Origin of the sequence: Actinoplanes oryzae (assembly GCF_030757795.1) — a bacterium.
Classification (GTDB): Bacteria; Actinomycetota; Actinomycetes; order Mycobacteriales; family Micromonosporaceae; genus Actinoplanes.
This window is the reverse complement of the sequence record NZ_JAUQWH010000037.1, coordinates 1-25,646: the sequence shown is the minus strand read 5'-3', so window position 1 is coordinate 25,646 and position 25,646 is coordinate 1. Positions and strand designations below refer to the sequence as shown.

Sequence of the window (25,646 nt, the reverse complement as noted above, 5' to 3'; positions counted from 1 at the left end):
GTTATCGATGCCACCGTAACAACGTCCGGCGGCACCCATGGCCGGCGCGAGGGCTGCGGCTCCACGGAAGGACCCCGATAACATGCGTAAAACCCTGGTCTGGGCGGGAGTCGCCGTCACGGCGCTCGGCCTGCTCGCCGGCTGTGGCGGTGGCGACAGCGGCGGGGACAGCAAGGTCTTGAAGGTCGCCGCGCTCGAGGGCGGCTACGGCAAGGACATGTACACCGAGGTCATCAACGCCTACAAGGCGAAGCACCCGGGCCTCGACGTCCAGCTGCAGATCTCGAAGAGCATCGAGGACGAGATCAGCCCCAATATGAAGGCCGGGAAGTTCCCCGACGTCGTCGTGCTGGGCCAGGGCCGCAAGGCCGCCCTCACCGAGACGCTGATCAAGGACAAGGGCCTCGAGGACCTGACCGGCGTGCTGGACACGACAGTGCCGGGCGAGCAGGCGACGGTCAAGAGCAAGCTGGTCGACGGCATCGTCGGCAACCTCAACACCGACCCCTACGGCGACGGCAAGACCTACGCGCTGCCGATGTACTACGCGCCGACCGGCCTGGTCTACAACAAGGGCCTGTTCGAGCAGAAGAAGTGGACGGTCCCGGCGAGCTGGGACGAGATGTGGGCGCTGGGCGACAAGGCGAAGGCCGAGGGCATCGCGCTGTTCACCTACCCGACGGCGGGCTATCTGGACTCGTACTTCTTCGCGCTGCTGGCCGACGTCGGCGGCGAGCAGTTCTACACCGACGTCATGACCTACAAGCAGGACGTCTGGAAGAGCGCGCAGGCCCGGCAGGTCCTGGACATCACGACCAAACTGCTCTCGTACGCGGCCCCCACCACCGTGGGCTACGCCAACGAGCAGGACTTCACCAAGAACCAGCAGTCGATCCTCGACAACAAGGCGCTGTTCATGCCCAACGGCACCTGGATCGTCGGCGAGATGAAGGACGCGCCGCGCGCCGGCGGCTTCGCGTGGGGCCTGACCCCGCTGCCCAAGGTGACCGGCGACGCGCAGTACCTGACGACCTCCGTCGAGTCGGTGTGGGTGCCCAGCGCGGCGGAGAACAAGGACGCCGCCAAGGACTTCGTCGCCTACCTGTACTCCGACGAGGCCGCCAAGATCTTCGCCAGGTCCAGCGCGATCCAGCCGATCAAGGGCCTCGCCGCCACGCTGACCGGGGACAACGCGACGTTCTACCAGCTGTACGAGCAGCCCGGCGTGGCCGCGCTGGTCGGCGGCTTCGCGAGCACGGCTCCGGTCGAGGGCGTCGACATCAAGGCCACCCTCTTCGACACCGCCAACAGCATCATCAGCGGCGACAAGACCGAGGACCAGTGGCAGACGGCCCTGAACGACGCCTCCGAGAAGCTGCGCCAGGCGGGCAGCTGAGAAAGCTCCGGCGGCGGGCCTGACCCCAGATCGGGCCCGCCGCCGGCCCCTGTTCCACAGAACCCCCCGAGGTACGCGGTGACCACTCTTTCCCCACCCCCGACAGCGACCGAGCAGCAGGTGCCCGTACCGGAGACCAGGAAGCGCAAGCGCGGCAACGGCGGCTTCGTGGCGGCGTGCCTGCTCCCCGCGCTGGTCCTCTTCGCGCTGTTCATGGTCTGGCCGACCGTGAACGTGTTCCGGATGTCGCTCTACCAGTGGAGCGGCTTCTCGCCGGCGATGCGCTTCGTGGGGCTGGACAACTTCACCAAGCTCGCCGACGACCAGCAGTTCGTGCGGGCGTTCCAGAACACGGTCGCGCTGCTGGTGGTGGTCACCGTGGCGACGATGGGCCTGGGCCTCTTCCTGGCGGCCGTCATGACGCGGCAGAAGCTGCGCGGCCGCAACCTCTACCGGTTCGTGCTCTACATCCCGAACGTGCTGTCGGTCGTGGTCATCGCCGCCATCTTCTCCGCGCTCTACGACCAGGAGAACGGCCTGATCAACGGCACGCTGCGGCTGCTCTCGCTGGACGGGCTGCAGCAGGTGTGGCTGGGCAACCAGAAGGTCGTCCTCTGGTCGGTGGCGATCGCCATGGTGTGGCAGTCGCTGGGCTACTACATGGTCCTCTACATGTCGAGCATGTCGAGCATCCCCGAGGAGCTCTACGAGGCCTCGTCGCTCGACGGCGCCACGGCGCCCACCCAGTTCTTCACCATCACGATGCCGCTGATCTGGCAGAACCTGCGCACCACGCTGACCTTCTTCATCATGAGCGCGGTCAACCTGAGCTTCGTGCTGGTGCGCGCGATGACCGGCGGCGGGCCCGACGGGGCGTCCGAGGTGCTGCTCAGCTACATGTACAAGCAGGCCTACACCAACTCCTCGTACGGCTACGGCATGGCCATCGGCGTGGTCATCTTCGCCTTCTCCTTCCTCGTGTCGCTGCTCGTCTCCCGGGCGACCAAGCGCGAGCCACTGCAGTTCTGAGGATCAACATATGACCACTCTTCAGGAGAAGCGCGCCCGCACGGGACGGGGACTCACGTCCATCCTCGTCGGGGCCATCGCGCTCGCCATCGCCGTACCCGTCGCCTGGGTGCTCTTCGCCTCGGTGAAGGGCAAGAGCGAGTTCTACGGCAACCCGTGGAGCCTGCCCGCGGGCCTGCGCGTGCAGAACTACGTGGACGCCTTCGTCGACGCCAGGATCGGTCGGTATTTCGCGCTGTCGCTGCTGGTGACCGTGCTCGGGCTGGTGTTCGTGCTCGCGGTGAGCATTCCCGCCGCGTACGTGATCGCCCGCTACGACTTCCGCGGCCGGGGCCTGGTCGAGGTCGCGCTGCTGGCCGGCCTGTTCGTGAACGTCAACTACATCGTCGTCCCGATCTTCCTCATGCTCGTGGACTGGGACCGCGCGCTGGTCGACGTCCTGCCGGACGGCTTCTTCATTGACAACCCGGCGATGCTGTCGCTCGTGTACGCGGCCACGTCGATCCCGTTCACGATCTACCTCCTGACCGCCTACTTCCGGTCGATCCCGGCGGACTACGAGGAGGCCGCGTCGCTCGACGGCGCGTCCCGCTTCGCCGTCATGACCCGGATCATGCTGCCGATGGCCCGGCCCGCGGTCACCACCGTGATCCTGTTCAACTTCCTCGCGTACTGGAACGACTTCATCATCTCGCTGACCCTGCTGCCCGGCGAGAACAAGACCGTCCAGGTGGGACTGCTCAACCTGTTCACCGCGCAGAAGGCGGCGGCCGACTACGGGCGCCTCTACGCCGGCATGGTCATCGTGATCGTCCCCGTCCTCGTCGTCTACGCCCTGGTCCAGCGCCGGCTCATCGAGGGCATGGCCGCCGGCGGCGTGAAGGGTTGATCGTGAACGCACTGCTCGTCACCCTGCGGATCGTCGTGGCGCTGGCCTGCGTCGCCGCGGTGATCGTCCTGCGCCCGTCGACCGGCTGGGGCGCGCTCGCCGGCATGCTCGCCGCGCTCGTCGTCCTGCTGGCGCTCCTCGCCGAGTACAACCGGAGGTACCGATGACTTTCCTGGACGGCCCGGCGCTCGCGGCCGTGCGGCCCAGTGCGCGTCAGCTCGCCTGGCAGCGCCTGGAGTTCTACGGCTTCCTGCACTTCGGCATGAACACCATGACGAATCGCGAGTGGGGCGAGGGCCACGACGATCCCGCGCTGTTCGACCCTGCCGCCCTCGACCCCGATCAATGGGTACGAGCCCTGGCCGCGGCCGGCATGACGGGTGTCATCCTCACGGCCAAACACCACGACGGCTTCTGCCTGTGGCCCAGCGACGCCACGTCGTACTCGGTGAAGGCCTCCCCGTGCCCGCGCGACGTCGTGGGGGAGACGGCGGAGGCGGCGCGGCGGCACGGGCTCAAGTTCGGCGTCTATCTGTCGCCGTGGGACCGCAGCGAGGCCTCGTACGGCAGCGGCACCGGCTACGACGACTTCTACGTGGCCCAGCTGACCGAGCTGCTCACCCGCTACGGCCCGATCTTCTCGGTCTGGTTCGACGGCGCCAACGGCGAGGGGCCCGACGGCAAGCGCCAGGAGTACGACTGGGAGCGCTACTACGCCGTCATCCGCGAGCACCAGCCCGACGCGGTCATCAGCGTGTGCGGCCCGGACGTGCGCTGGTGCGGCAACGAGGCGGGGGAGACCCGCCCGGACGAGTGGAGCGTCGTGCCGCGGGCCTTGCAGGATGCCGAGCGGATCGCGTCACGCTCGCAGCAGGAGGACTCCGCCGCCTTCGCGCGCCTGGTCCGCAGCGACGACCGGGACCTGGGCAGCCTCTCCGCCCTGGCGGGACAGACTGACCTGGTCTGGTACCCGGCCGAGGTCAACACGTCGATCCGGCCCGGCTGGTTCCACCACCCGGCCGAGGACGGCGCCGTGAAGAGCGCGGACGAGTTGTTCGGCAATTGGCTGCGCGCGGTCGGCGGGAACGCGTGCTTCCTGCTCAACGTGCCGCCGGCCCGCGACGGGCTGATCGCCCCCGGCGACGTGGCGGTGCTGGCCGGGCTCGGCGACCGCATCCGGTCGTTCAAGGCGCGCCGGCTGCCCGTCACGGCCACGGTGACGTCCGGGACGCCGGGGCGGGTGGCGACCGAGTGGCCCGACTGCGGCCGGACGCCGTGGGAGCCGGCCGCCGGCGATCCGCAGCCCGCCGTGACGCTCGAGCTCGGGGCCGCTCAGGCTGTGGTGGCCGTCGTGATCGGGGAGGACGTCAGCCGCGGCCAGCGGGTCGAGCACGTGCTGGTCACCGGGCGGGCGAACGGATCCTGGGTCCCGCTCGGCGCGTGCAACGCGGTGGGACATCAGCGCATCCTGACGTTCCCGCGCATCCAGGTCGACGCCGTGCGGATCCGGATCACGGCGGCGCGGGACACCCCGTTGATCGCGCGGGCCGCGGTGATCGGAGCGGCGTCGTGAAGCGGCGTCTCCTCGGCGCGGGCGGCGTATCGGCCCTCCTCGCTGCCATCGTTGTCACCGCCGTGGTGGCCGTGACCCGCACCGACGAGGTCGCCTCGGTGGCCGGGCATCCGGTGACGCGCGACGAGCTGGCGTTCCACATGAGCCGGCTGGCGCCGGCCGTGCTGAACGAGCAAGGCAGCACCGGCACGCTGCGGCAGCGGGCGCTCGACGAGATCAAGCACGACAAGACGCTGCTGATCGTCGCCCAGGAACAGGGGCTGCTCGGCTCGGTCGACCACGACGACTTCCTCGCCGAGGTGGACGCCGAGAACGAGGCCCGGGCGACGGCGGACACGGTCTACGGCGTCACGAGCTTCTCGCCGGAGGAGTACTACACGCACCGGATGACCGACCTGACCACCGCGCTGGAGAAGAAGCTCGGCGCCACCGGTGGCCCGCTCGCCGTCCCGGACGCGGAGGTGCGGGCGGCCTTCGACGCCGACCGCTCGTCCTGGAGCGCCAACGCGACGAGGTACACGTACTCGACGCTTGTCGTTCCGGACTCCGCAGCGGCGCGCGCGAAGGTCGCGGCGTCCCGCACGCTGAAGGCCGCCGGGGTGCCCGGCGCGCGCTACAGCACCGCCACTCACGACGGCAGCGTGGCCACCGGCCTCAACGGCCACGACCAGGAGGTGATGGCCGTCCTCGGCACGCTCGACCCCGGGCAGATCTCCGCCCCGGTCGCGGGCGGCGGGCAGGTCACCTACTACCAGCTCGACAGCGAGACCGTCGACGCGGACGCCGCCTTCGCCGCGTACTCCTCGCGGATCCGGCAGTCGCTGCTCGGCGAGAAGTTCACCCAGTTCCTCCAGCGCCGCGTCGACGCGACCGACATGGATGTCGATCGCGCGGCGGTGGATGCCGTCAACCCCGAGGATGTGCGATGACCCCTGGTTCCCGGATCCGAGCGGCGGTGGCGGCGCTGGCCGCCGGGCTGCTCGTGGTACCCCTGCTGCCCGGCTCCCCGGCCGCGGCCCACGGCGCGCCGGCCGCGCGCGCTTCGTGGCCCGGCAATGCGCCCAACAAGACGGGCGGGCGCGACTTCTACATCGACTCTGTCAGGGGCAGCGACAAGGCGTCCGGCCGGTCGTCGCAGGCCGCCTGGAAGAGCCTCACCAAGGCGAGCGCGACAACCTTCGGGCCCGGCGACCGGATCCTGCTGAAGGCCGGCTCGGTGTGGCAGGACCAGCAGCTGTGGCCCAAGGGCTCGGGCACCGCCCGGCGCCCGATCACGATCACCGCGTACGGCTCCGCGTCGTCGCCGCGCCCCTACATCGCGACAAACGGTAACGTGCCCAGTCCGTTCCACGCGGACGGGACGAAGAACCCGGCGACCGTGGGGCTCACCGGCGCGATCGTGTTGCGCAACCAGCAGGGCTACGACATCAGCAACATCGCGCTGTCGAACGATGACGACTTCGCCACGGACATCACCACGGGCACGTACGTGCGGGACGGCATCATGGTGTCCATCAACGCCGACCTGATCCCGGCCGGCGCGGACACCATCATGGACTACTTCCGGATCCACGACATGTACGTCCACAACACGGACGGCCCGAGCTCGTGGCAGAAGATCCACTACGGCGCGGTCAACTTCCAGGTCTTCGGGTCGAAGAGCTATAAGGAGTACGCGCCCGGCGGCTGGTACTTCAAGGACGTCCGCATCGAGGACAACACGTTCGAGCACGTCGAGCTGCACGCCGTGCAGTTCGCCTTCAACTGGTTCAACGCCGACGGCACGGCCGCGGGCCAGTACGACGAGGCCGGCAAGTTCCACGAGGGCTGGGAGCAGCTCTGGGTCCGTACCCGGGATCTCTACAGCCGGGACGTCTACATCGGCCACAACTACGCCGAGAGCATCGGGCAGGGCGCCTTCCAGCTGGCCAACACGAAGCACATGACCGTGGAGTACAACGAGGTGAACGGCTTCCTCGAGCGCTACGACGCGGTCAGCTGCGGGCTCTACCTGTGGGCGGGCGCCGACTCGGTCATGCAGTACAACGAGGTCTACGGCGGGCCCGACAACGAGTACGACGGCACGCCCTGGGACCTGGAGTACACCAACTTCAACGTCACCTACCAGTACAACTACTCGCACGACAACGCCGCCGGCTGGATGGCCTACATGGGCAACAGTTCCAACAGCGTGGCGCGGTACAACCTGTCGGTCGACGACAACGGCGTGCTCGTGAAGAACATGCTGTCGACCAACTACTCGCCGACGTACTTCGTCAACAACACCTTCGTGTACGACGGCGCGGACCTCGATTACGTGCACGACGAGACGTTCCTGAGCCGCGTCTACTTCCTGAACAACATCTTCTACAACTACTCGTCGACCGCCGCCACGCCGTGGTACCGGCGGACCGGGGCCCTGCGCCAGGCCGTCTTCTCGAACAACGACTACTACGAGGCCTCGGGTACGCATTCCCCGCAGGAACCGGCGGATCCTGACGGGCTGCGTGCCGACCCGCGGTTCGTGGGCGACCCCACGTCGCCGGTGACCGGTGCGGGCGTGGACAACATCCGCAAGGCGGCGGCGCACTACTCCCTGCGCAAGGACTCGCCGCTGATCGACGCGGGGCGCTACAACGCGCACCTGGGCACCGCGGACTTCCTCGGCTCGCAGATCTACTACGGCAAGGCGCCCGACATCGGCACGATCGAGTCCAGGACCGGCCGGAAGGTGTCCGACCCGGTCGACACGAATCCGATCGAGGACGAGGCGGACGGCCGGGTCAGCCTCGCGCAGGGCAAGCCGGTCACGGCCAGCTCCACCCACCCGGGCGCCAACGGCACGCTCACGGCGGACAAGTTGACCGACGGCGACCTGAGCACCCGCTGGGCCGCCGCGGACGACGCCACCTATCCGATCACGCTCGACCTCGACCTCGGGGCGGACACCACGTTCACCCAGGTCTACCTCGACGAGTACACCGACTCCGGCACCAACCCGCGCGTGCAGACCTTCGAGCTGCAAAGCTGGGACGCGGCCACCGGCACGTGGCTCACCTTCGCCACGGGCGCGGACGGCATCGGGCACGACAGGACGGTCACCGGCTTCGGCGCGGTCACCACGAGCAAGGTCCGCGTGGCGCTCACCTCGCAGATCGCCACCGAGCAGTACACCCCGTCGCTGACGGAGATCCAGCTGTACGCCTGATCACAGCCGACCGGACTCTACCCTTACGTAAGGGTAGAGTCCGGCGGTGATTTTGTCTCGTCGTCCCGCCTGGCTCGCGTCGCCCCGGGTGTTCCGTACCGAGGTGCTCGCGGGCCTTGTCGTTGCCCTTGCCCTGATCCCCGAGGCGATCAGCTTCTCGATCCTCGCCGGGGTGGATCCCGAGGTCGGGCTCTTCGCGTCCTTCACGATGGCGGTGACGATCGCCTTCGCCGGTGGCCGCCCCGCCATGATCAGCGCCGCCACCGGGGCCGTGGCGCTCGTGGTCGCCCCGCTGGTCGCGTCGCACGGGCTCGGGCATCTGGTGGCGGCGGTCGTGCTGGGCGGCGTCATCCAGGTGGTGCTCGCGCTGCTGGGCGTGGCGAAGCTCATGCGCTTCATCCCGCGCAGCGTCATGGTCGGCTTCGTCAACGCGCTCGCCGTCCTCATCTTCACCGCGCAGGTGCCGCACCTGGTGGGCGTCCCGTGGCTGGTCTATCCGCTCGTGGCGGTCGCGCTGGCGATCATCTGGCTGCTGCCGCGCTGGACGACCGCCGTGCCCGCGCCGCTGGTCGCCATCGTGGTGCTGACCGTCTGCACGGCCGTCGCCCACGTGACCGTCCCCACGGTCGGCGACGAGGGCGCGCTGCCGGACAGCCTGCCGGTGCCCGGGCTGCCCGACGTGCCGTTCACGATCGGGACATTGACGACCATCGCCCCGTACGCGCTGGGGGTGGCCCTGGTCGGGCTGATGGAGTCGCTCATGACCGCCAAGCTCGTCGACGACATCACCGACACGCGCTCGGACAAGACCCGCGAGTCCTGGGGCCAGGGCGTCGCCAACATCGTCACCGGCCTCTTCGGCGGCATGGGCGGCTGCGCGATGATCGGCCAGACGATGATCAACGTGAAGACGTCCGGGGCGCGGACCCGGCTGTCGACCTTCCTCGCCGGGGTGTTCCTGCTGATCCTGGTCGTGGTGCTCGGCGACGTCGTGGCGGAGATCCCGATGGCCGCGCTGGTCGCCGTCATGATCGTCGTCTCCGTGGGCACCTTCGACTGGCACAGCATCGCGCCCGCCACGCTGCGCCGGATGCCGGCCGGCGAGACCGTCGTCATGCTCGTGACCGTCGCCGGCACGCTCGCCACGCACAACCTGGCGATCGGCGTCGTCCTCGGCGTGCTGACCGCCATGGTCGTCTTCGCCCGGCGGGTGGCCCACGTCGCCCAGGTCACCAGCTCGGTCGCCGGGGGCGCCAAGGTCTACCGCGTCCACGGCGAGCTCTTCTTCGCCTCCAGCAACGACCTGGTGCACCAGTTCGACTACGCGGGTGATCCCGCACACGTGGTGATCGACCTGAGCGCCGCGCACATCTGGGACGCCTCGTCGGTCGCCGCGCTGGACGCGATCACGACCAAGTACGAGTCGCGCGGCAAGCAGGTGGACATCACCGGCCTGAACGAGGACAGCGCGCGCTTCCACGAGAACTTGGCCGGGAAGCTCGGGGCCGGGCACTGATGCCTCGCATGCAGATCGGGGAGGCGGCCGAGCGGGTGGGCCTCAGCATCCGGACGATCCGGCACTACGAGGAGGCCGGGCTGATCGTGCCGTCGGCGCGCAGCGGGGGTGGTTTCCGGCTCTACACCGATGCCGATCTCGACCGGCTGCGGGTCGTCAAGCGGATGAAGCCGCTGGGCTTCACTCTCGCGGAGATGCGCGAGCTGCTCGACGTCCTCGGCGCGCTGGCGACGGCGGCCGGGGAGGAGCGGGCCGTGCTACAGGCGCGGCTGGAGGGCTTCCACGAGGCGGCGCGCGAGCGGGTCGCACGGCTGCGGGCGCAGCTCGCCATGGCGGAGGGCTTCGCGCGCGAGATGCGAGAGCACATCCATCGGTACGGCGGGGACGCGCGCGAGATCGGTCATAGCAGACAGTGACGCCCGACACGTTGACCCGGCGTCATTGATCCATCACGGTGCGCTGCTTTTCCGGGGCAAAAGGTGTGAATGACTGAATGTGACAGGGGTGCGCGGGCCGATTACGGTGTCTTCGTGCGCTCCCGTGATCGGACCCGTGTCGCGTTCCCCGGAGCGTTGCGTAAGATTCGGATTCCCCGACCGCTGTCGACATCATTTAAGGAGCACGATGTCGCTCACTCCAGCTGACGTCCACAACATTGCCTTCAAGAGGCCGCCGATGGGCAAGCGTGGATACGACGAGGAGGAGGTCGACGCCTTCCTGGACGAGGTCGAACAAGAGCTCATCCGCCTCCTCGAAGAGAACAACGCCCTCCAGGACCAGGTCCAGCGCGGAGGCGGGGCGTCGTCCTCGCCCGCCTCGACCATGGTCATCAACTCGGAGTTCGCCGACCTCGCCGCCCAGCTCGACCGGCTGCGCGAGGCCCGCGCCCGCGCCGAGGACCGGGCCCGCTCCATGCAGGCCCAGCTCGAGGAGGCCCGCGCCAGCGCCCAGTCCGCGCCGCCGCGGCCCTCCGGCGACGACGAGCGCACCTCCCCGGTGCTCATGATGGCCCAGCGCACCGCCGACGAGCACATGCGCGACGCGCAGCGCGAGTCCGACGCCATCCTGGGCGAGGCCCGCACCAAGGCCGAGGAGATCACCGGCGACGCCCTGCTCAAGGCCGACAACGTCGAGAGCGAGGCGCGCCGCAACCACTCGGAGGCGATCAACAGCCTGCAGGCCAAGCGCGCCGCGGCGCTCGACGAGATCGACCGGCTGGGCCAGCTGGCCCAGGGCTACCAGGGCGCCCTCAAGGAGCACCTCGGCCAGCAGCTGGAGGAGCTCAACAGCGTGGCCAACAAGCCCTGACGCTGTCTCGAGCGTCGCCTGCGGTCGCGCGGTCGCTGTCCTGTCGGCGCCGTCCGCTTGCGGCGGGGCTCGGTTGCGGCTCGCTCTTTCGGCGGGGCTCGGTTGCGGCTCGCTCTTTCGGCGGAGTTCGGTTGCGGCTCGCTTTCGGCGGCGCTCAGCTGTGGCCTGCCGGGCCCACCGGCGATCCGGCCGGTTCCCTTCCCTGTCCGGGGCGGGAGCCGGCCGGTGCCGTGTCCGCCCCCGTGCTCGTGCCGCCCGCCCCCGTGCTCGTGCCGCCCGCCCCCGTGGCCGGCGCGTCTCCGGCGGTCTTGTCCGTCGCGCGCGGTGACGGGCTCTCGCGGTGGAGGGCGTGGCCGCCACCGGCGCGCTTGGCCTCGTACATGGCGATGTCGGCGCGGCGGAACAGCGAGATCTCGTCGTCGCCCGCGCCCCGCAGCGCGATCCCCACGCTCACGTCGATGGTCACCACCACGCCGTGGCCCAGGTCGAACGGCTCCCGCAGCGCCGTCCGGATCCGCGTGGCCAGCCCCGCCGCCATGCGCTCGCCGACATGGTCGCCGGACAGCGCCAGCACGAACTCGTCCCCGCCCAGCCGCCCGAGCACGTCGCCCGCGCGCGTGATCGCGACCAGGCGCGCCGCGGCGAGCTCGAGGAGGCGGTCGCCCGCCTGGTGGCCGTACGTGTCGTTGACGTCCTTGAACTTGTCCAGGTCGAGCAGCAGCAGCGCGAGCGGTGCCGGGCGCGGGACCGCCAGGGTCTGCGTCAGGCGTTCCAGGACGCCGCGCCGGTTGACCAGCCCGGTCAGCGCGTCGTGCCGGGCCTCGTCGTGCAGCGCCTGCCCGAGCGCCGACAGGTCCCGGAACGAGGCCATGACCCGCAGCACCACGGCCACCAGGGTCAGCCCGGCCAGCGTCACGGTGGCGTTGGACAGCGGCACCCGGGTGGCGACGAGGGTGACACCCAGCGCCCCGAACGCGAACCAGATCGACACACCGAGCCGGTTGCGCTCGGCGGTCTCGGGGCGGGCCCGGGCGGGCTGCCAGGCGGCGAGGCCCACCAGGCTCAGCCCGGCCAGGTACAGCAGATCGACGAGCCCGCCCGGCTGGTAGCCGTCCATCGTCCCCAGCGTCACGTAGCCGGTGTCCGCCACGATGAACGTCCCGAGGCCGGCCATCACGAGCACGCTGGGCGCGCCGATCCACCGGCCGACGATCATCCGGGCGAGCAGCGTGCCCACCAGCAGCGAGTCGCCCAGGGGGTAGGCCAGCGCGACGTACTGCTCAAGCCCGCCCGCGCCCGACGTGCCCACCAGCGCGTCGACCACCACCGCCGAGAACACGGCCGCGCCGCCGAGCCCGGCGATCGCGCCGTCGAGCAGGGTGCGCCGCGCCGGTGCCTGCCGCCGCAGGAACATCAGGATCCCCGCGTACGCCAGCGGGTAGAACGACAGCCACGCCACGTCGCAGACCGAGGGGAACGGCAGCGTGCTGCCGTCGGCCGTCAGATGCCAGGACCAGATCATGCCCGCCGTGTACGCGCACAGCCCGCCCCCGATCAACGCCCAGGCGGCCCGTTGCTCGGCCACGACCGTGGCGCGCAGCAGGACCATGCTGGTCGTGACCACGTACACGCCGACGGTGCCCAGCGGCGACAGCCAGTCCGGCAGCCTCGGGCCGAGACCCGGGACGTGCCGGGCGAGAAAGATCAGGGCGAACCCGAGCAGCAGGATTCGCAGCGCGGGGACCAGGCGACGCTCCACATACGCCCCTTCGGCAGCCGCCCGCCGTTCATGAGCCGCCCCGAACTAGCCTCCTAGGATGCCCTACGCGTGGTGATCCGGCCGGAATCGGCGTTGTGACGCGGCCGGCGCCGATGGTGTGACACCGTGCAAGAGCGTGGCCTGGCGGGATGCTCCCGGGATGCAACTGCCTGGACGCTTGGCCGGGGGGACCGGCTGCCGATTCGGGAGGTCGGCGCGGACCCTCACTTCAGCAGGCGGCGCCCACGACGAAAGGAACCGCATCGCGATGGCGCAGTCGGCGGGGGAGCAGGCGGGCAGGGCCGGGGCCAATTGGTTCGGCAACCTGCGGGTAGGGGTCAAGATCAGTGTGGCGGTCGGGGCCGCGCTGCTGGCCGGCGGCCTGGTCGCCGGCACGGGGATCGCGGGCATGAGCACCGTGAAGGCCAACGGAGCCGCGATCTACGCGGAGAACCTCCTGCCGTCGCAGGCGCTCGCCTCGGCGCAAGGGGCGTTCGACGACGAGCTGCTCTCGCTCACCATGGCGGACATCGACTCGACCACCGCGGAGAGCCAGCAGGACTTCGACAAGGCGGTGGCCGCGCACCAGCTCGTCGTCTCGGGCATCCAGGGCTACGCGGCGCTGGGCGTCGACGCGGCTCAGGAGGAGCCGGTCGCCACGATCAAGGCCGACCTCGCGAAGTTGGCGCAGGCCCGGGACAGCACGCTGAAGACGGCTGCCCTCGGCAGTGACAGCGCCGCCTTCGAGACGGCGTGGGACGACGAGGTCCAACCGCTCAGCGACGAGATCAACAAGTCCTTCGACGCCCTGGCGACCTTCGAGGCGCAGAGCGCGAAGGACGCCGACGCCGCCAACAGCGAGGCCTACAGCGGCAGCCTGACGCTCATGCTGATCTGCCTGGCCGCCGGATTCGTGGTCGCGGCCCTCGTCGGCTTCGTGACCGTGCGCCGCATCACCCGCCCGCTGCGCGAGGTCAGCGACGTGCTGGCGCGCATGGCCGACGGCGACCTCACCGGTACGGTCGCCGTGTCCAGCCGCGACGAGGTCGGCGTGATGGCGCAGCAGGTCAACGGCACCGTCGCCACGATGCGGCAGACGGTCCAGACGCTCGGGACGGCCTCGCAGTCGCTGGCGGCCGCCGCCGAGGAGCTGTCGGCGACGAGCTCGCAGATCGCGGACAGCGCCGCCAACTCGGACGTGCAGGCGCAGACCGTGGCCCGTGCCGCGGAGGAGGTCTCGCGCAACGTCGACACCGTGTCGGCCGGCGCCGAGGAGATGGGCGCGTCGATCCGCGAGATCGCCCAGAACGCCAACCAGGCCGCCGAGGTCGCCGGCTCCGCCGTCACCATGGCCGGCACGGCGAACGAGACGGTCACCCAGCTGGGCACGTCGTCCGCCGAGATCGGCAACGTCATCAAGCTGATCACCGCCATCGCCGAGCAGACGAACCTGCTGGCCCTGAACGCCACCATCGAGGCGGCGCGGGCCGGGGAGATGGGCAAGGGCTTCGCGGTGGTCGCGTCCGAGGTCAAGGACCTGGCCCAGGAGACGGCCAAGGCCACCGAGGACATCAGCGCCCGGGTCACGGCCATCCAGAACGACACGGGTACGGCCATCACCGCCATCGGCGAGATCAGCGACATCATCGCCCGCATCAGCGACTACCAGACGACGATCGCCGCCGCGGTCGAGGAGCAGACGGCGACGACCGGCGAGATGAACCGGGGCGTGACCGAGGCCGCGGGCGGCGTCAACCAGATCGCGTCGGGCATCGACACCCTGGCCACGGCGACGCGGCTGACCACGGAGAGCGTGGCGGACACCCAGCGGGCGGCCTCGGAGCTGGCCCGCATGTCCACCGAGCTGCAGAGCCTGGTCGGCACGTTCCGCGTCTGATCCCCTGGACCCCGGGACCCCGTCGGCTGCCGTCGAGCAGCCGGCGGGGTTTCGGCACTACGCCAGCAGCTCCTTGACGCGGGGGACCACCTCGGTGCCGTACAGGTGGATCGCGGTCATCAGGTCCTCGTGCGGGAGGGTGCCGTGCGAGTACTTGAGGTCGAAGCGCTGGATGCCCAGGGCCTTGACGGTCTTCGCGATCTTGGCGGCGACGGTGGCGGGGGAGCCGACGTGCCAGGCGCCCTCGGCGATGTCGGCCTCGAAGCGGTCGCGGGTGAGGGGCGGCCAGCCGCGCTCGCGGCCGATGCGGGTGATCGACCTGCGGGCGTGGGGCCAGAGGGTCTCCTTGGCCTCCTCGTCGGTGGCGGCGATGAAGCCGGGGGTGTGGACGGCGACGGGCAGCGGGTCGCGGCCGAACTCCTTGAGCGCCCGGTGGTAGAGGTCGACGTAGGGGGCGAAGCGGGCCGGTTCGCCGCCGATGATGGCCAGGACCAGCGGGAAGCCGTACTGGGCGGCGCGGACGACCGATTCGGGGCTGCCGCCGACGCCGATCCAGGTGGGGATGTGGCCGGCCTCGGTCTTGGGGTAGACCTGCTGGTTGGTCAGGGGCGGGCGGACGGTGCCCTGCCAGGTGACCGGCTTCTCGGTGAGCAGCTCGGCCATGAGGTCGGCCTTCTCGGCGAAGAGTTGCTCGTAGTCGGCCAGGTCGTAGCCGAACAGCGGGAATGACTCGGTGAACGATCCGCGGCCCAGGGTGATCTCGGCGCGGCCGTGGGCGAGGGCCGAGAGGGTGGCGAAGCGCTCGTAGACGCGTACGGGGTCGTCGGAGCTGAGGACGGTGACCGCGGTGCCGAGCTTGATGCGGCGGGTGCGGGCTGCGATCGCGGCGAGTACGACCTCGGGGGAGGACACGGCGTAGTCGTCGCGGTGGTGCTCACCGAGCCCGAAGGCGTCGATGCCCAGCTCGTCGGCGAGGACGGCCTGCTCGACGACGTTGCGGATGACCTTGGCGTAGGGCAGGGGCTCACCGTCCGGGCCCGCTGTCACGTCACCGAAGGTGTCCAGGCCGAACTCGACGTCACTCATGGGCATGATCCTAGTTCGCTCAGGTCGGGGTGATTGCCGCCGATGGCAGGAGGACGCGGAGGACAGGAGCTTCATGGGGCAGCACACCGGCAGGTACTCGTACCTGCGCGACCCCTGGCTGCTCGGCCTGATCGCCCTCGCCGTGGCGTGCGTGCCGTGGTTCTTGTCCGGTCCGGCGCCGCTGGGCTCGTCGTGGCTGGTCCAGACGGGCCTGGACCTGCTGATGCTGTGGTCGGGCCGGCGCCTGGCGCGGCTCAGCACCGGGCAGCGCTTCTCGCTGCGCTTCTGGCGGGCACTGCAGGTCACCATGGTGCTCTGCGTCACCGGGGACGGCTTCCAGACCGTGCTGGTGCTGCTCGACCCCGCCCGTACGGAGGTCAGCGTCGTGCAGACCGCCATGGTCGCCACCGGCATGTCGATCATGGTCGTCACGATGCTGCGGCACCCGCTGGGCGCCGTCGGCCGCGAACGCCTGCGCCTCGGGCTCGACACGGTGACCGTCCTGCTGGGCGTCGCGGTCTTCCTCTGGTACTTCTCCCTCGCCCCGCAGCTGAGCGAGGGCGGCGTCGCCGACCGCTACCTGGCCGCGGCGAGCACCGCCGTCATGCTCGTCGTGGTGTTCGGCGTGCTCAAGCTGGTCTACAGCGACCCGGCGCCGTTCAACCTGTCCGCCGGCGTGGTCGGCAGCGCCGGCGTCGCCCTGACCGCCTTGGGCACGTCCCTCGGGCTGGTCTTCAGCTCCGCCTCCGACCACCGGGTCGCCGTGCTGCTGCAGGTGCTGCCGTGCATCCTGGTGCCCGCGAGCCTGCGCATGCAGGAGGTGCGCATCCGGGCCCGCGGCGTGGGCCGCACGGTCGAGCGCCGCGCCCGCTACGCCCGCACCCCCTACCTGGCCGTCCTGGCCGCCGAGGCGCTCCTGCTCGCCGCCCTCCCCAAGGCCGACGCGGACCTGCGCACCTGGGGCGTGGCCGTGGGCGTCATCGTGATCACCGCCGTGGTCCTGGCCCGCCAGCTGGTCGCCTTCACCGACAACGACCGCCTCCTGCACAGCCTCGACCGCAGCATGGCCGAGCTCCACGAGCAGAAGGAATGGTTCCGCTCGCTGGTCCAGCACGCCTCCGACGTCACCCTGGTCGTCGCCCCAGGCGACTTCATCAGGTACGCGAGCCCCGCCGCCGACCGCATCCTCGGCACCGGCCTCGAGGGCACCGGCCTGGACCACCGCATCCACCCCGACGACTACGCCGACTTCCTCGACCTGCGCGCCGCCCTGGCGGCCACCCCGGGAGCCGACGCCAGCGCCCAGGTCCGCGTCCGCCACGACAACGGCACCTACCGCTGGCTGGATCTGGTCGGCGCCGACCTGACTGCCAACCGCAGCGTCCGCGGCGTCGTCTGGAACGCCCGCGACGTCACCGAGTCCCGCCTCCTGCAGGACCAGCTCCGCCACGAGGCCACCCACGACCAGCTCACCGGCCTGGCCAACCGCACCCTCCTCGCCGAACGCCTCCACCAGGCCGGCCCCGCCGAAGTCGCCGTCCTCGTCCTCGACCTGGACGGCTTCAAGCAGGTCAACGACCGCCACGGCCACCACGCCGGCGACGAACTCCTGGTCCGCGTCGCCGACCTCCTCCGCGTCCCCCTGGCCCCGGACGACCTGGCCGTCCGCCTGGGCGGCGACGAGTTCGCCGTCCTGCTCCGCACCGGCGGCGCCGACCGAGCCGCCACCCTGGCCGCCGGCTTCGCCCACGTGATGACCACCCCGGTCGAAATCTCCGGCACCCTCCTCGCCGTGGGCGCCAGCATCGGCATCGCCACCGGCCCCGCCGACGACCCCGACCGCCTCCTCCGCGAGGCCGACGCCGCGATGTACCGCGTCAAGCACGACCGCGCCGGACTCTGACCGGGCCGGCGGCGCCCGCTCAGATCTGGTCGCCCGGGACAGCCCGGCCGGCCGGCTCCACCGGAGGGAGCGGCGCCACGGCGCGGAGCTCGGCGGTCAGCCGGGCGGACAGCTCGGGCACGGTCTCGGCCGGCGGCGCCGCAGTGGGCTCGAAGAAGGTGACCGCGAGGCGGGGGCGGCGCGGGAAGCGGGCGATGTCGACGGTGCCGGACACTGCCGCGCACACGATCCGGGCCTGCGGCACGGCATGGGCGAGGCGCCCGACGCCGGTGCGGGCCCGCAGCCGGCGGCCCTGGGCGCGGCTGCCTTCGGGGAAGATGCCGAGGCAGCCGCCGGCGGTGAGGATCCGCTCCGCGGTGCCGAGCGCGTCGGCGTTGGCCTGATCGCGCCGGACGGGGATCTGGCCCATGCCGTCGAGCACGCGGCCCACCAGCGGGTTCTTCCACAACGACGCCTTGGCGAGGGCCCGGATCTGCCGGTGCCGGCGGGCGGCGAACGCGATGACCAGGGGGTCCCACGCGCTGTCGTGATTGGCCGCGACGATCGTCGCGCCGTGCGCCGGAAGATGGTGCAGGCCGGTCACCTCGAGACGGCCCCACCAGCGGATGACCGGCCCCACGGCCGCCATGACCACCCGGTAGACGAGCGGGATCCGATCGGTCGCCGCCGCGGCGGGCCTGACGTGCTCCATGACTGACACTCACCGTCCGGTAGGGCCGTGTGCCCGCGGCACGGACGGCGATTCACCGGCACTGTCTAGCACGAACGCGGAACGCCCCGGCCGCAAGGGCCGGGGCGTGCTGGCGTTGCGGGTCAGTTCTGGTAGCGGAAGCGGGCGACCAGGGTCTGCAGGCCGGCGGCGGCCTGGGCCAGGTCGGCGGTGGCGCCTTGGGTGCGGTGCATGCCGGTGCTGGTGGCGGCCGAGGCCTCGGCGACGCCGGCGATGGTGCCGGCGATCTGGTCGGTGCCGCTGGCGGCGTGGGCGACGTTGCGGCTGATCTCGCCGGTGACGGCGGTCTGTTCCTCGACGGCGGTGGCGATGGTGGTCTGGAAATCGTTGATGCGTTCGATGACCGTGCTGATCTCGCCGATGGACAGGGCGGCGGCTCGGGCGTCGGCCTGGATGGCCTCGACGCGTCCGGCGATGTCCTCGGTGGCCTTGGCTGTCTCCTGGGCGAGGTCCTTGACCTCGGAGGCGACCACGGCGAAGCCCTTGCCCGCCTCGCCGGCGCGGGCGGCCTCGATGGTGGCGTTCAGGGCCAGCAGGTTGGTCTGGCCGGCGATCGAGGTGATGAGGTTGAGCACGTTGCCGATCTCGGTGCTGGAGGCGTCGAGCTGCTGGACCGTCATCGAGGCGGTCGAGGCGGCGGACACCGCGGCGGCGGCGACCTCGGCGGCCTGGGCGGCGGACTGGGCGATCTCGCGGATCGAGGCGGACATCTGCTCGGCGCCGGCGACCACGCCGTGGACGTTGGCGGAGATCTCGTTGGCGGCGTCGGCGACGGTCTGGGAGCGGGCCGAGGTGGTCTCGGCGGTGGCGGCGACGGTGGTGCTGGTCTCGGCGAGCGACGCGGCGGAGCCCGCGACGGTGCCGGCGGTGCTCGCGACGGCGGCCACGGTCTCCCGTACGCCGGCGGTGGCCTTGTCCAGGGCGGTCGCCATGCGGCCGATCTCGTCGCGGGTGCCGGTGGCGGCCGTGCGGGTCAGGTCGCCGCCGGCCATGCCGGTCAGCACGGTGCTGACGCGGCGCAGCGGGCCGATGATGCGGCGCACGGTGTACCAGCCGGCGAGCAGGCCGAGCAGCACGCCGAGGCCGAGGACCAGGACGAGCCGGGTGCGGGTGGTCTCGTACTCCTGCCGGGCGGACGCCACCTTGGCGGCGGCCTCGGCGGTCTCCGCGGCGGCCGCCTGGTCGAGGGCCGCCATGGCCTTGTTCATGATGGGGTTGGCCTGGCCGGCGGCCACCTGCTCGAACAGGTCGTAGTCGCCGGCGCGGGCGGCGGCGATCTGCGAGGCGTCGCGCACCTGCCGGTACTGGTCGTAGAGCTGTTCGAACTGGGCGACGGCGGCCGGGTCGGCGGCCCCGGGGGCGTACTCGGCGGCGGCCTCGGCGACCGCGGCGTCGGCCTCGTCGAGCTTGGTCTGGGCCGCGTCCTTGTCGCTGGACAGGGCGATCTCGCGGACGGCGATGCGTGCGGTGAGCGCGTCGGCGCGCAGGGTGGCCAGCAGCAGGGACGGCTTCATGTTGCCGCTCTCGATGTCCGCACCGCTCTGGTAGACCGCGGCCAGGCCGGAGACGGCCAGCGCGCCGGCGGCGACCGCGGCGACGGCGACGGTGCCGACCGCGGCGAAGACCTTGGTGGCTACGGAGCGGTCGTCGAACCATCGGGTCACCGGGTTGCCGGTGCGGTGCGATGCGCGTGCAGGCATGATGCCGTCCTCGCCACTTCTGAGCCCGCGGGGGGTTGCGGGCCGGTTGCCTGCACAGTCGGCAAGATTATTGACGACTCAAGGAAACGTCACCAGGTGATGCGGCCGGGCCATGTGACATCCGCCAACGTGTTCTGCCCGGCGAGGTTGGGGTGGAAGTAGTCGACCTTGTTCACCAGGTCCAGGGAGAAGCGGACCCGGTGCGCGGCGCCGCCGTCGGTGCGGCAGCGTTTCCCGTACGCCCGGCACGCGCGCGTCAGCTGCGTGTTGTAGTCCTCGATCCGATCGCGCACCGCGGCGCGGCGCCGCTCGTCGGCCGCGGCGGTGGAGGTGGGGCGGGCGAGCATGCTGGGGCAGATGCCGCGGTCCCAGGCGGCCACCGCGGCGGGCGACGTGTGGCCCAGCTCCCACAGCCGGTAGAGGTCCGGGATGCTCACGATCAGCACCCGCGCCCGGGGCAGGCCGTCCTTGAGCCGGTCCAGGGCGGCGTCGACCCGGTTGCGGAAGGTGGTCACGCCGGTCATCGCGTCGGTGTCCGGGGCGCAGGCGTCGTTGGCCCCGATGAGGATCGTCACGTAGTCGGCCCGGGCGTCCACGGCGTTGGCGGCCTGGGCCCGCAGATCCTCCGACTCGGCTCCCGGTACGGACAGGTTGCGCGCCTTGGCCTTGGCCGAGCGGGCCTTGATCCGCCGGTAGTGGCTGTCGACGTCGTCCGACCCGCCGGCGCTCCACGAGTTGCGGCTGCACGCCACGTAGACGGCGCAGCTGCCGTACCCGGCGGTGATCGAGTCCCCGAGCGCGGCCATCGTCGGGGGCCGGCGGGGCGATGGGGAGGTGGAGGTCGGCGCGGGGGCGGCCCCGTCGGTGCCCTCGCAGGCCAGCGCCAGCAGGCTGAGAACGGCCAGGATCGCAAGGTGCCAGCGACGCACGAGGTGTCCTCTCATGATCACGGATAGTGACTACGCCTGTACCCTATGCGAGCGGTTTTCTCAGGCCGCGGGCCGGGGAGCCGATTCTGCAGCATGTGTTGACCCGGATGATCGCGTGGCGCGACTGGCTCCCGACCGGCGGTGGTCTTCGAGACGAGGACTGGGCCCGCCGGCACCGTCTGCTGACCCAGCTACTGGCCGCCTGCGTGGCGGGCCTGACCGGCTTCGGCGTCTTCCAGGACGGCCTGGACCGCAGCTGGCTGGTGACCACCCTGCTCATCCTGCCGTGCGTCGTGCTGGCCGTCACGCTCAAGCAGCGCCGGCTGTCCTCGACGTTCGTCGCGATCGGCTTCACCGTGGCCTGCGGCGGCTTCGTGTCGATGGCGCACGGGCTGACCGAGGCGCACTTCACGTTCTTCATCGCGGTGGCCGCGCTGGCGCTCTACCGCGACTGGACGCCGTTCGGGGTGTTCCTCATCGGCACCACGCTGCACCACGCGGTGCTGGGCACGCTCGACAGCGACCGCACGTACGACCACCACTCCGCCACCACCCACCCGTGGCTGTGGGCCGTGCTGCACGGCGGCGCGGTGCTCCTGGCGGCCGCCTTCCAGGTCGTGCAGTGGCAGATGACCGAGACCGAGGAGAAGCGCGCGCAGGAGAACCTCGACGACAGCCAGGCGCAGCTCAGCCTGGCCTTCGACGAGACGCCCGTACCCTCGGCGGTCTTCGCCCCGGACGGCCGGCTGATCCGCTGCAACCGCGCCTATCGCCAGTGGCTGCGCCTGCCGCTGCGCCTGCCGGCCGGCTTCGGCCTCGCCGACCTGCCGCTCACCGCGCTCGACGACGCCAACATCCCCTTCCTGGAGCAGCTGGCCGCCCGCCGCGAGCCCATCTCCACCACCCGCCGCTTCCGGCGCACCGACGACAACACCGTCCTGTGGGTGGAGACGCACGGCTCCGGCCTGTACGACCGTGAGGGCCGGCTGCGCCAGATCTTCGTCCACTGCCTCGACGTCACCCAGACGCGCGAGCAGGAGGCCGAGCTGCAGCGCCAGGTGCGCCACGACGCGCTGACCGGGCTGCTGTCGCGCTCGGGCTTCGAGGCCGACTTCGCCACGCTGCTCATGAACCGCATGGGCCAGGTCAGCGTCCTCTACCTCGACGTCGACCGGTTCAAGTCGATCAACGACGGGATCGGCCACGCGGCCGGCGACGAGGTGCTGCGCGCCCTCGGCGGCCGCCTGGCCGGCTGCGTCCCGCCCGAGGCGCTCGTCTCGCGGCTCAGCGGCGACGAGTTCGTCGTCGCCGTGCCCGGCCCGGTCGCGGCCGCCCGCCGCGTCGCGCACGCCCTGACGCTGAGCCTGGCCGAGCCGGTGTCCGCCGGCGGCAGCCAGCAGCTGCGCCTGACCGTGAGCATCGGCCTGGCCGTCGCCAACGGCCCCGAGCAGGCCGAGGACGCGATCCTGTGCGCCGACACCGCCATGTACGCGGCCAAGCGCGCCGGCGGCAACCGCGTCGCGGTGTTCAGCGAGGACATGCGCGTCGACGTCCGTGAGCGCCTGATCGCCGAGGCCCGCCTGCGCGAGGCCCTCGACGGCGACCTGGACACCACGCTGCCGGTGTGGTTCCAGCCGATCGTGTCCGCCGAGGGGCGCATCACCGGCGCCGAGGCGCTGGTGCGCATGCGCACGCCGGAGGGCCACATCCTCGCGCCGGGCCAGTTCGTCGGCGTCGCCGAGGAGACCGGCCTGGTCATCCCGCTCGGCGAGCACGTGCTCAACTCCGCGCTGCGGCACCTGCTGCTGTGGGACGGCCTGGGCTACGTGTCGGTCAACGTGAGCCCGCGCCAGCTGGCCGAGCCCGGCTTCGTGCCGATGCTGGCCGACCTGCTGTCCCGCGCCCCCGGCCTGGACCCGTCCCGGCTGGTCCTGGAGATCACCGAGACCGCCGTGCTGGCCGACTCGGGCGACCTCTCGGCCCGCCTGCACGCGATCAAGGACCTCGGCGTCCGCATCGCCCTGGACGACTTCGGCACCGGCTACAGCTCGCTGACCTGGCTGCAGTCCGTGCCCGCCGACGTGCTCAAGCTCGACCGCTCGTTCGTCGAGGGGCTGTCCACCGACACCCGCAAGGCCTCGATCGTCTCCGCGGTGCTGTGGCTGGCCGGTTCGCTGGGCATGAGCGTGGTCGCCGAGGGCGTCGAGGACGCCGGCGACTGGTACGCCCTGCGCGCGGCGGGCTGCCCGGCCGGGCAGGGCTACCTGTTCAGCCGGCCGGTCCCCGGCGCCGACTTCGACGCGCTGCTGCGCCGGGGGCTCGAGCTCATGCCCGCCTGACCGGGCCCCGTTGCCTCGGGGGCGCCAACCGGGTTGTGTCAGGCATGGTTCTGATCACCCAGCGACGCTCCGATCCGCCTCCGGCCCCGCTCGAGGCGCCGCATCCGGTGCGTACCAGGATCGCGGTCCTCGACGGGCTCCGGCTGGTGGCCGCGCTCCTGGTGGTCGGCTATCACTTCCTGGCGTACGACCGGGGCGGCGCGAAGCCGTGGGGGGTCACCTCCGACGTGGCGTTCCCGGGGCTGTGGCGCGCCGCCTCGTACGGCTGGCTGGGGGTGGAGCTCTTCTTCCTGATCAGCGGCTTCGTCATCGCGATGAGCGCGTGGGACCGTACGCCCGGGGAGTTCGTGCGCTCGCGGGTCACCCGGCTGTTCCCGGCGTACTGGGCGGCGGTGCTGCTGACCTTTGCGGTGCTGACGCTGTGGCCCCTGGTACGCGACCCCGTGTCGGCCGGCGACATGCTGGTCAACCTGACGATGCTGCAGGAGCCGCTCGGCGTGCGCTCGGTCGACGCGGTGTACTGGACGTTGTGGGTGGAGGCGCGCTTCTACCTGCTGTTCGCGGTGCTGCTCGCGTGGCGCGGCGGGCTGAGCGTACGCAAGGGTGCGGTCTTCGGTGGGGTGTGGCTCGTCGCCGCGGTCGTCGCCCACCAGGCGGACGTGCCCGCGCTCGATGTCGTCGTGATGCCCGACTACGCGCCGTACTTCGTCGCCGGGCTGGCGCTCTATCTGATCCACCGCAGCGGCGGGCACCCGCTGCTCTGGGGGCTGACCGGTGTGTCGTACCTGCTGGCGCAGCACCACGTGGCGAGCATGGTCGCCCGGGTGTCGCGTACCCTCGACCGGCCGCTCGCCGGCTGGCCGGCGCTGCTGCTGGTGACCCTGTGCTTCGCGGCGATGGCGCTGATCGCCACCCGCCGCCTCGACCGCATCCGCTGGCGGTGGCTGACGGTCGCGGGAGCCCTGACCTACCCGCTGTACCTGCTGCACGAGTACATCGGCTGGACCATGATCGCCGCCCTGCACCCGCTGCTGCCGCGCTGGGCGGTGCTGCTGCTGGTCGTCGCGGCGGTCACGGGCGCGGCGTGGCTGCTGCACCGGTACGTGGAACGGCCGCTCGGCCGCGTGCTGCGCGACCGGCTCGCGCGGTCGTTGCCTAGGTGACCGGCCGGGTGCGCAGGCCGTCGAGCAGCACGTCGAGGTAGCGGTGGGCGGTCGCGGCGCGCCCGGCGGCGTCCGCGGCGGGATGCACCCGGGCGGCGAACGCGACGCCGCACATCAGCGGGCGCAGGTCGGCGGCCATCACGGCCGGATCGGTCGCGCCCGCCGCCTGCGCACGGTCGAGCAGCTGCTCGAAGAGCGCGACGAGACGCTGCCGCAGCTCCTCGGTGCCCGGCAGCGCGGTCTCCGGCGCCGCCAGCGCCGCCGCGACGGCAGGGTCGGTGATCTGCACCTCGAGACCGGCGTGCAGGAAGCCGCGCAGCGCCGCCCACGGGTCGTCGCCGGCCAGGGCCTGCTCGGCCTGCCGCACCTGTGCCTCGAGCCCCGGCATGGCGAGGGTCTCGAGCAGGGCCTCCGGCGTCGGGAAGTGCCGGTAGACCGTGGCCACGCCGACCTCGGCGGCCCGGGCGACCTCGTTGAGCTGGATCGGCAGCCCGGCGTCGGCGAGGCGCCGGCCCACCTCCACGATGCGCTGCCAGTTGCGGGCGGCGTCCTTGCGCAGCGGGGCAGTGGTCATGCCCACAAGCGTAGCGGATAGCCCATCCGATTCTGCTAGCCTAAAAACGGATGAGCTATCCCCTTCGAGGAGTTGCCATGCGTGACAGCATTCAGGTGGGCGGGGCCCGCCGGACGTACGAGATCGCCGGTGCGGCCGACGGCAAGCCGGACCGGGCCCTGGTCATCGTCTTCCACGGGTCCAAGCAGACCGGGCGGAAGCACCAGGAGTTCACCGGGCACGCCTACGACGCCCTCGACGCCGTGGTCGTCTATCCCGACGGCCACAAAGGCAACTGGAACGACGGGCGGCGCGAGAGCTCGTTCCCGGCGCGCAGGGACAACATCGACGACGTCGCCTTCACCCGTGCCCTCATCGACGCGGTGGCCGGCAGTCACGGCATCGACCGCGCCCGGGTCTACGCGGTCGGCTACTCCAACGGCGGCCAGCTGGTCGTGCGCCTGGCCCACGAGGCCCCGGAGCTGCTCGCCGGGGCCACGGTGATCGCGGCGACCATGCCCGCGCCGGAGAACTTCCTGGTCACCGACGCGCCGGCCGTGCCGCTGCCGGTGCTGCTGATCCACGGCACCAAGGACCCGATCAACAAGTACGAGGGCGGCGAGTTCGCCTGGTGGGCGCGCAAGGCGTTCAAGGTCGGCGGCCGGGCG

21 protein-coding genes are annotated in these 25,646 nt (G+C 71.4%); 15 read left to right on the top strand and 6 right to left on the bottom strand.

The window, feature by feature from the left end:
- Positions 1-82: 82 nt before the first annotated feature.
- The 10 genes from RBH18_RS15055 to RBH18_RS15010 all read left to right on the top strand — a co-directional run bounded on the left by RBH18_RS15055 (position 83) and on the right by RBH18_RS15010 (position 10,919).
- The gene (locus tag RBH18_RS15055; protein WP_306208071.1) at positions 83-1,396 is read left to right on the top strand and encodes a carbohydrate ABC transporter substrate-binding protein; all 1,314 of its coding nucleotides are present in this window, start codon (positions 83-85) and stop codon (positions 1,394-1,396) included.
- A 78-nt stretch (positions 1,397-1,474) separates the two neighbouring features.
- Positions 1,475-2,425, top strand: coding sequence for a carbohydrate ABC transporter permease (locus tag RBH18_RS15050; RefSeq protein WP_306208069.1), 951 nt, complete (start codon positions 1,475-1,477; stop codon positions 2,423-2,425).
- Between the two features lie 10 nt (positions 2,426-2,435).
- A complete protein-coding gene (locus RBH18_RS15045) occupies positions 2,436-3,314 on the top strand; it encodes a carbohydrate ABC transporter permease (RefSeq protein ID WP_306208067.1) in 879 nt (292 codons plus the stop codon).
- Positions 3,315-3,316: 2 nt separating this feature from the next.
- Positions 3,317-3,481 carry a DUF6903 family protein gene (locus RBH18_RS15040; RefSeq protein WP_306208066.1) on the top strand — a complete coding sequence of 55 codons (165 nt, stop codon included), beginning with the start codon at positions 3,317-3,319 and terminating at the stop codon, positions 3,479-3,481.
- Entirely contained in the window at positions 3,478-4,887 is a 1,410-nt protein-coding gene (locus RBH18_RS15035; RefSeq protein ID WP_306208063.1) for an alpha-L-fucosidase, read from the top strand. The genes RBH18_RS15040 and RBH18_RS15035 overlap by 4 nt, the downstream gene beginning before the upstream one ends.
- On the top strand, positions 4,884-5,816 hold the full coding sequence (locus RBH18_RS15030) for a peptidyl-prolyl cis-trans isomerase (protein ID WP_306208061.1): 933 nt from the start codon (positions 4,884-4,886) through the stop codon (positions 5,814-5,816). The genes RBH18_RS15035 and RBH18_RS15030 overlap by 4 nt, the downstream gene beginning before the upstream one ends.
- Positions 5,813-8,095, top strand: a complete 2,283-nt coding sequence (locus RBH18_RS15025) for a discoidin domain-containing protein (RefSeq protein WP_306208059.1) — start codon at positions 5,813-5,815, stop codon at positions 8,093-8,095. The genes RBH18_RS15030 and RBH18_RS15025 overlap by 4 nt, the downstream gene beginning before the upstream one ends.
- 46 nt (positions 8,096-8,141) lie before the next feature.
- On the top strand, positions 8,142-9,611 hold the full coding sequence (locus tag RBH18_RS15020) for a SulP family inorganic anion transporter (protein WP_306208057.1): 1,470 nt from the start codon (positions 8,142-8,144) through the stop codon (positions 9,609-9,611).
- Positions 9,611-10,027, top strand: a complete 417-nt coding sequence (locus RBH18_RS15015) for a MerR family transcriptional regulator (RefSeq protein ID WP_372338918.1) — start codon at positions 9,611-9,613, stop codon at positions 10,025-10,027. The genes RBH18_RS15020 and RBH18_RS15015 overlap by 1 nt, the downstream gene beginning before the upstream one ends.
- Positions 10,028-10,286: 259 nt before the next feature.
- The gene (locus RBH18_RS15010; RefSeq protein WP_456237628.1) at positions 10,287-10,919 is read left to right on the top strand and encodes a DivIVA domain-containing protein; all 633 of its coding nucleotides are present in this window, start codon (positions 10,287-10,289) and stop codon (positions 10,917-10,919) included.
- A 154-nt stretch (positions 10,920-11,073) separates the two neighbouring features.
- Here the strand turns inward: RBH18_RS15010 and RBH18_RS15005 are convergent, their stop codons facing one another.
- Complete coding sequence (locus RBH18_RS15005; protein ID WP_306208052.1) at positions 11,074-12,678, bottom strand: GGDEF domain-containing protein; 1,605 nt, start codon at positions 12,676-12,678, stop codon at positions 11,074-11,076.
- A gap of 268 nt (positions 12,679-12,946) precedes the next feature.
- Here RBH18_RS15005 and RBH18_RS15000 point away from each other — a divergent pair, with 268 nt between their 5' ends.
- Positions 12,947-14,575, top strand: a complete 1,629-nt coding sequence (locus tag RBH18_RS15000; RefSeq protein ID WP_306208050.1) for a methyl-accepting chemotaxis protein — start codon at positions 12,947-12,949, stop codon at positions 14,573-14,575.
- A 57-nt stretch (positions 14,576-14,632) separates the two neighbouring features.
- Here RBH18_RS15000 and RBH18_RS14995 read toward each other — a convergent pair whose 3' ends face one another.
- Entirely contained in the window at positions 14,633-15,661 is a 1,029-nt protein-coding gene (locus RBH18_RS14995; protein WP_306208049.1) for an LLM class flavin-dependent oxidoreductase, read from the bottom strand.
- 73 nt (positions 15,662-15,734) lie between these two features.
- Here RBH18_RS14995 and RBH18_RS14990 point away from each other — a divergent pair, with 73 nt between their 5' ends.
- Entirely contained in the window at positions 15,735-17,564 is a 1,830-nt protein-coding gene (locus tag RBH18_RS14990) for a sensor domain-containing diguanylate cyclase (RefSeq protein WP_306208047.1), read from the top strand.
- Positions 17,565-17,583: 19 nt separating this feature from the next.
- Here the strand turns inward: RBH18_RS14990 and RBH18_RS14985 are convergent, their stop codons facing one another.
- From RBH18_RS14985 to RBH18_RS14975, 3 genes are all read right to left on the bottom strand, one after another.
- On the bottom strand, positions 17,584-18,255 hold the full coding sequence (locus RBH18_RS14985) for a lysophospholipid acyltransferase family protein (RefSeq protein WP_306208045.1): 672 nt from the start codon (positions 18,253-18,255) through the stop codon (positions 17,584-17,586).
- A gap of 122 nt (positions 18,256-18,377) precedes the next feature.
- Positions 18,378-19,994, bottom strand: coding sequence for a methyl-accepting chemotaxis protein (locus tag RBH18_RS14980; protein WP_306208043.1), 1,617 nt, complete (start codon positions 19,992-19,994; stop codon positions 18,378-18,380).
- 89 nt (positions 19,995-20,083) lie between these two features.
- Positions 20,084-20,938 carry an SGNH/GDSL hydrolase family protein gene (locus RBH18_RS14975; protein ID WP_306208041.1) on the bottom strand — a complete coding sequence of 285 codons (855 nt, stop codon included), beginning with the start codon at positions 20,936-20,938 and terminating at the stop codon, positions 20,084-20,086.
- An 80-nt stretch (positions 20,939-21,018) separates the two neighbouring features.
- On the opposite strand from RBH18_RS14975, the gene RBH18_RS14970 reads away from it, so the two are divergent.
- Both RBH18_RS14970 and RBH18_RS14965 read left to right on the top strand, forming a co-directional pair.
- Positions 21,019-23,262: a putative bifunctional diguanylate cyclase/phosphodiesterase gene (locus tag RBH18_RS14970; protein ID WP_306208039.1), complete on the top strand. Its 2,244-nt coding sequence runs from the start codon at positions 21,019-21,021 to the stop codon at positions 23,260-23,262.
- A 44-nt stretch (positions 23,263-23,306) separates the two neighbouring features.
- Entirely contained in the window at positions 23,307-24,425 is a 1,119-nt protein-coding gene (locus tag RBH18_RS14965) for an acyltransferase family protein (protein ID WP_306208037.1), read from the top strand.
- On the opposite strand, the gene RBH18_RS14960 is transcribed toward RBH18_RS14965, so the two are convergent.
- Positions 24,418-24,999 (bottom strand): TetR/AcrR family transcriptional regulator, encoded by a 582-nt coding sequence (locus RBH18_RS14960; RefSeq protein WP_306208036.1) that lies wholly within the window; start codon positions 24,997-24,999, stop codon positions 24,418-24,420. The genes RBH18_RS14965 and RBH18_RS14960 overlap by 8 nt on opposite strands.
- A 77-nt stretch (positions 25,000-25,076) precedes the next feature.
- Here RBH18_RS14960 and RBH18_RS14955 point away from each other — a divergent pair.
- On the top strand, positions 25,077-25,646 hold a 570-nt coding region (locus tag RBH18_RS14955; RefSeq protein ID WP_306208034.1), incomplete at its 3' end, for an alpha/beta hydrolase family esterase.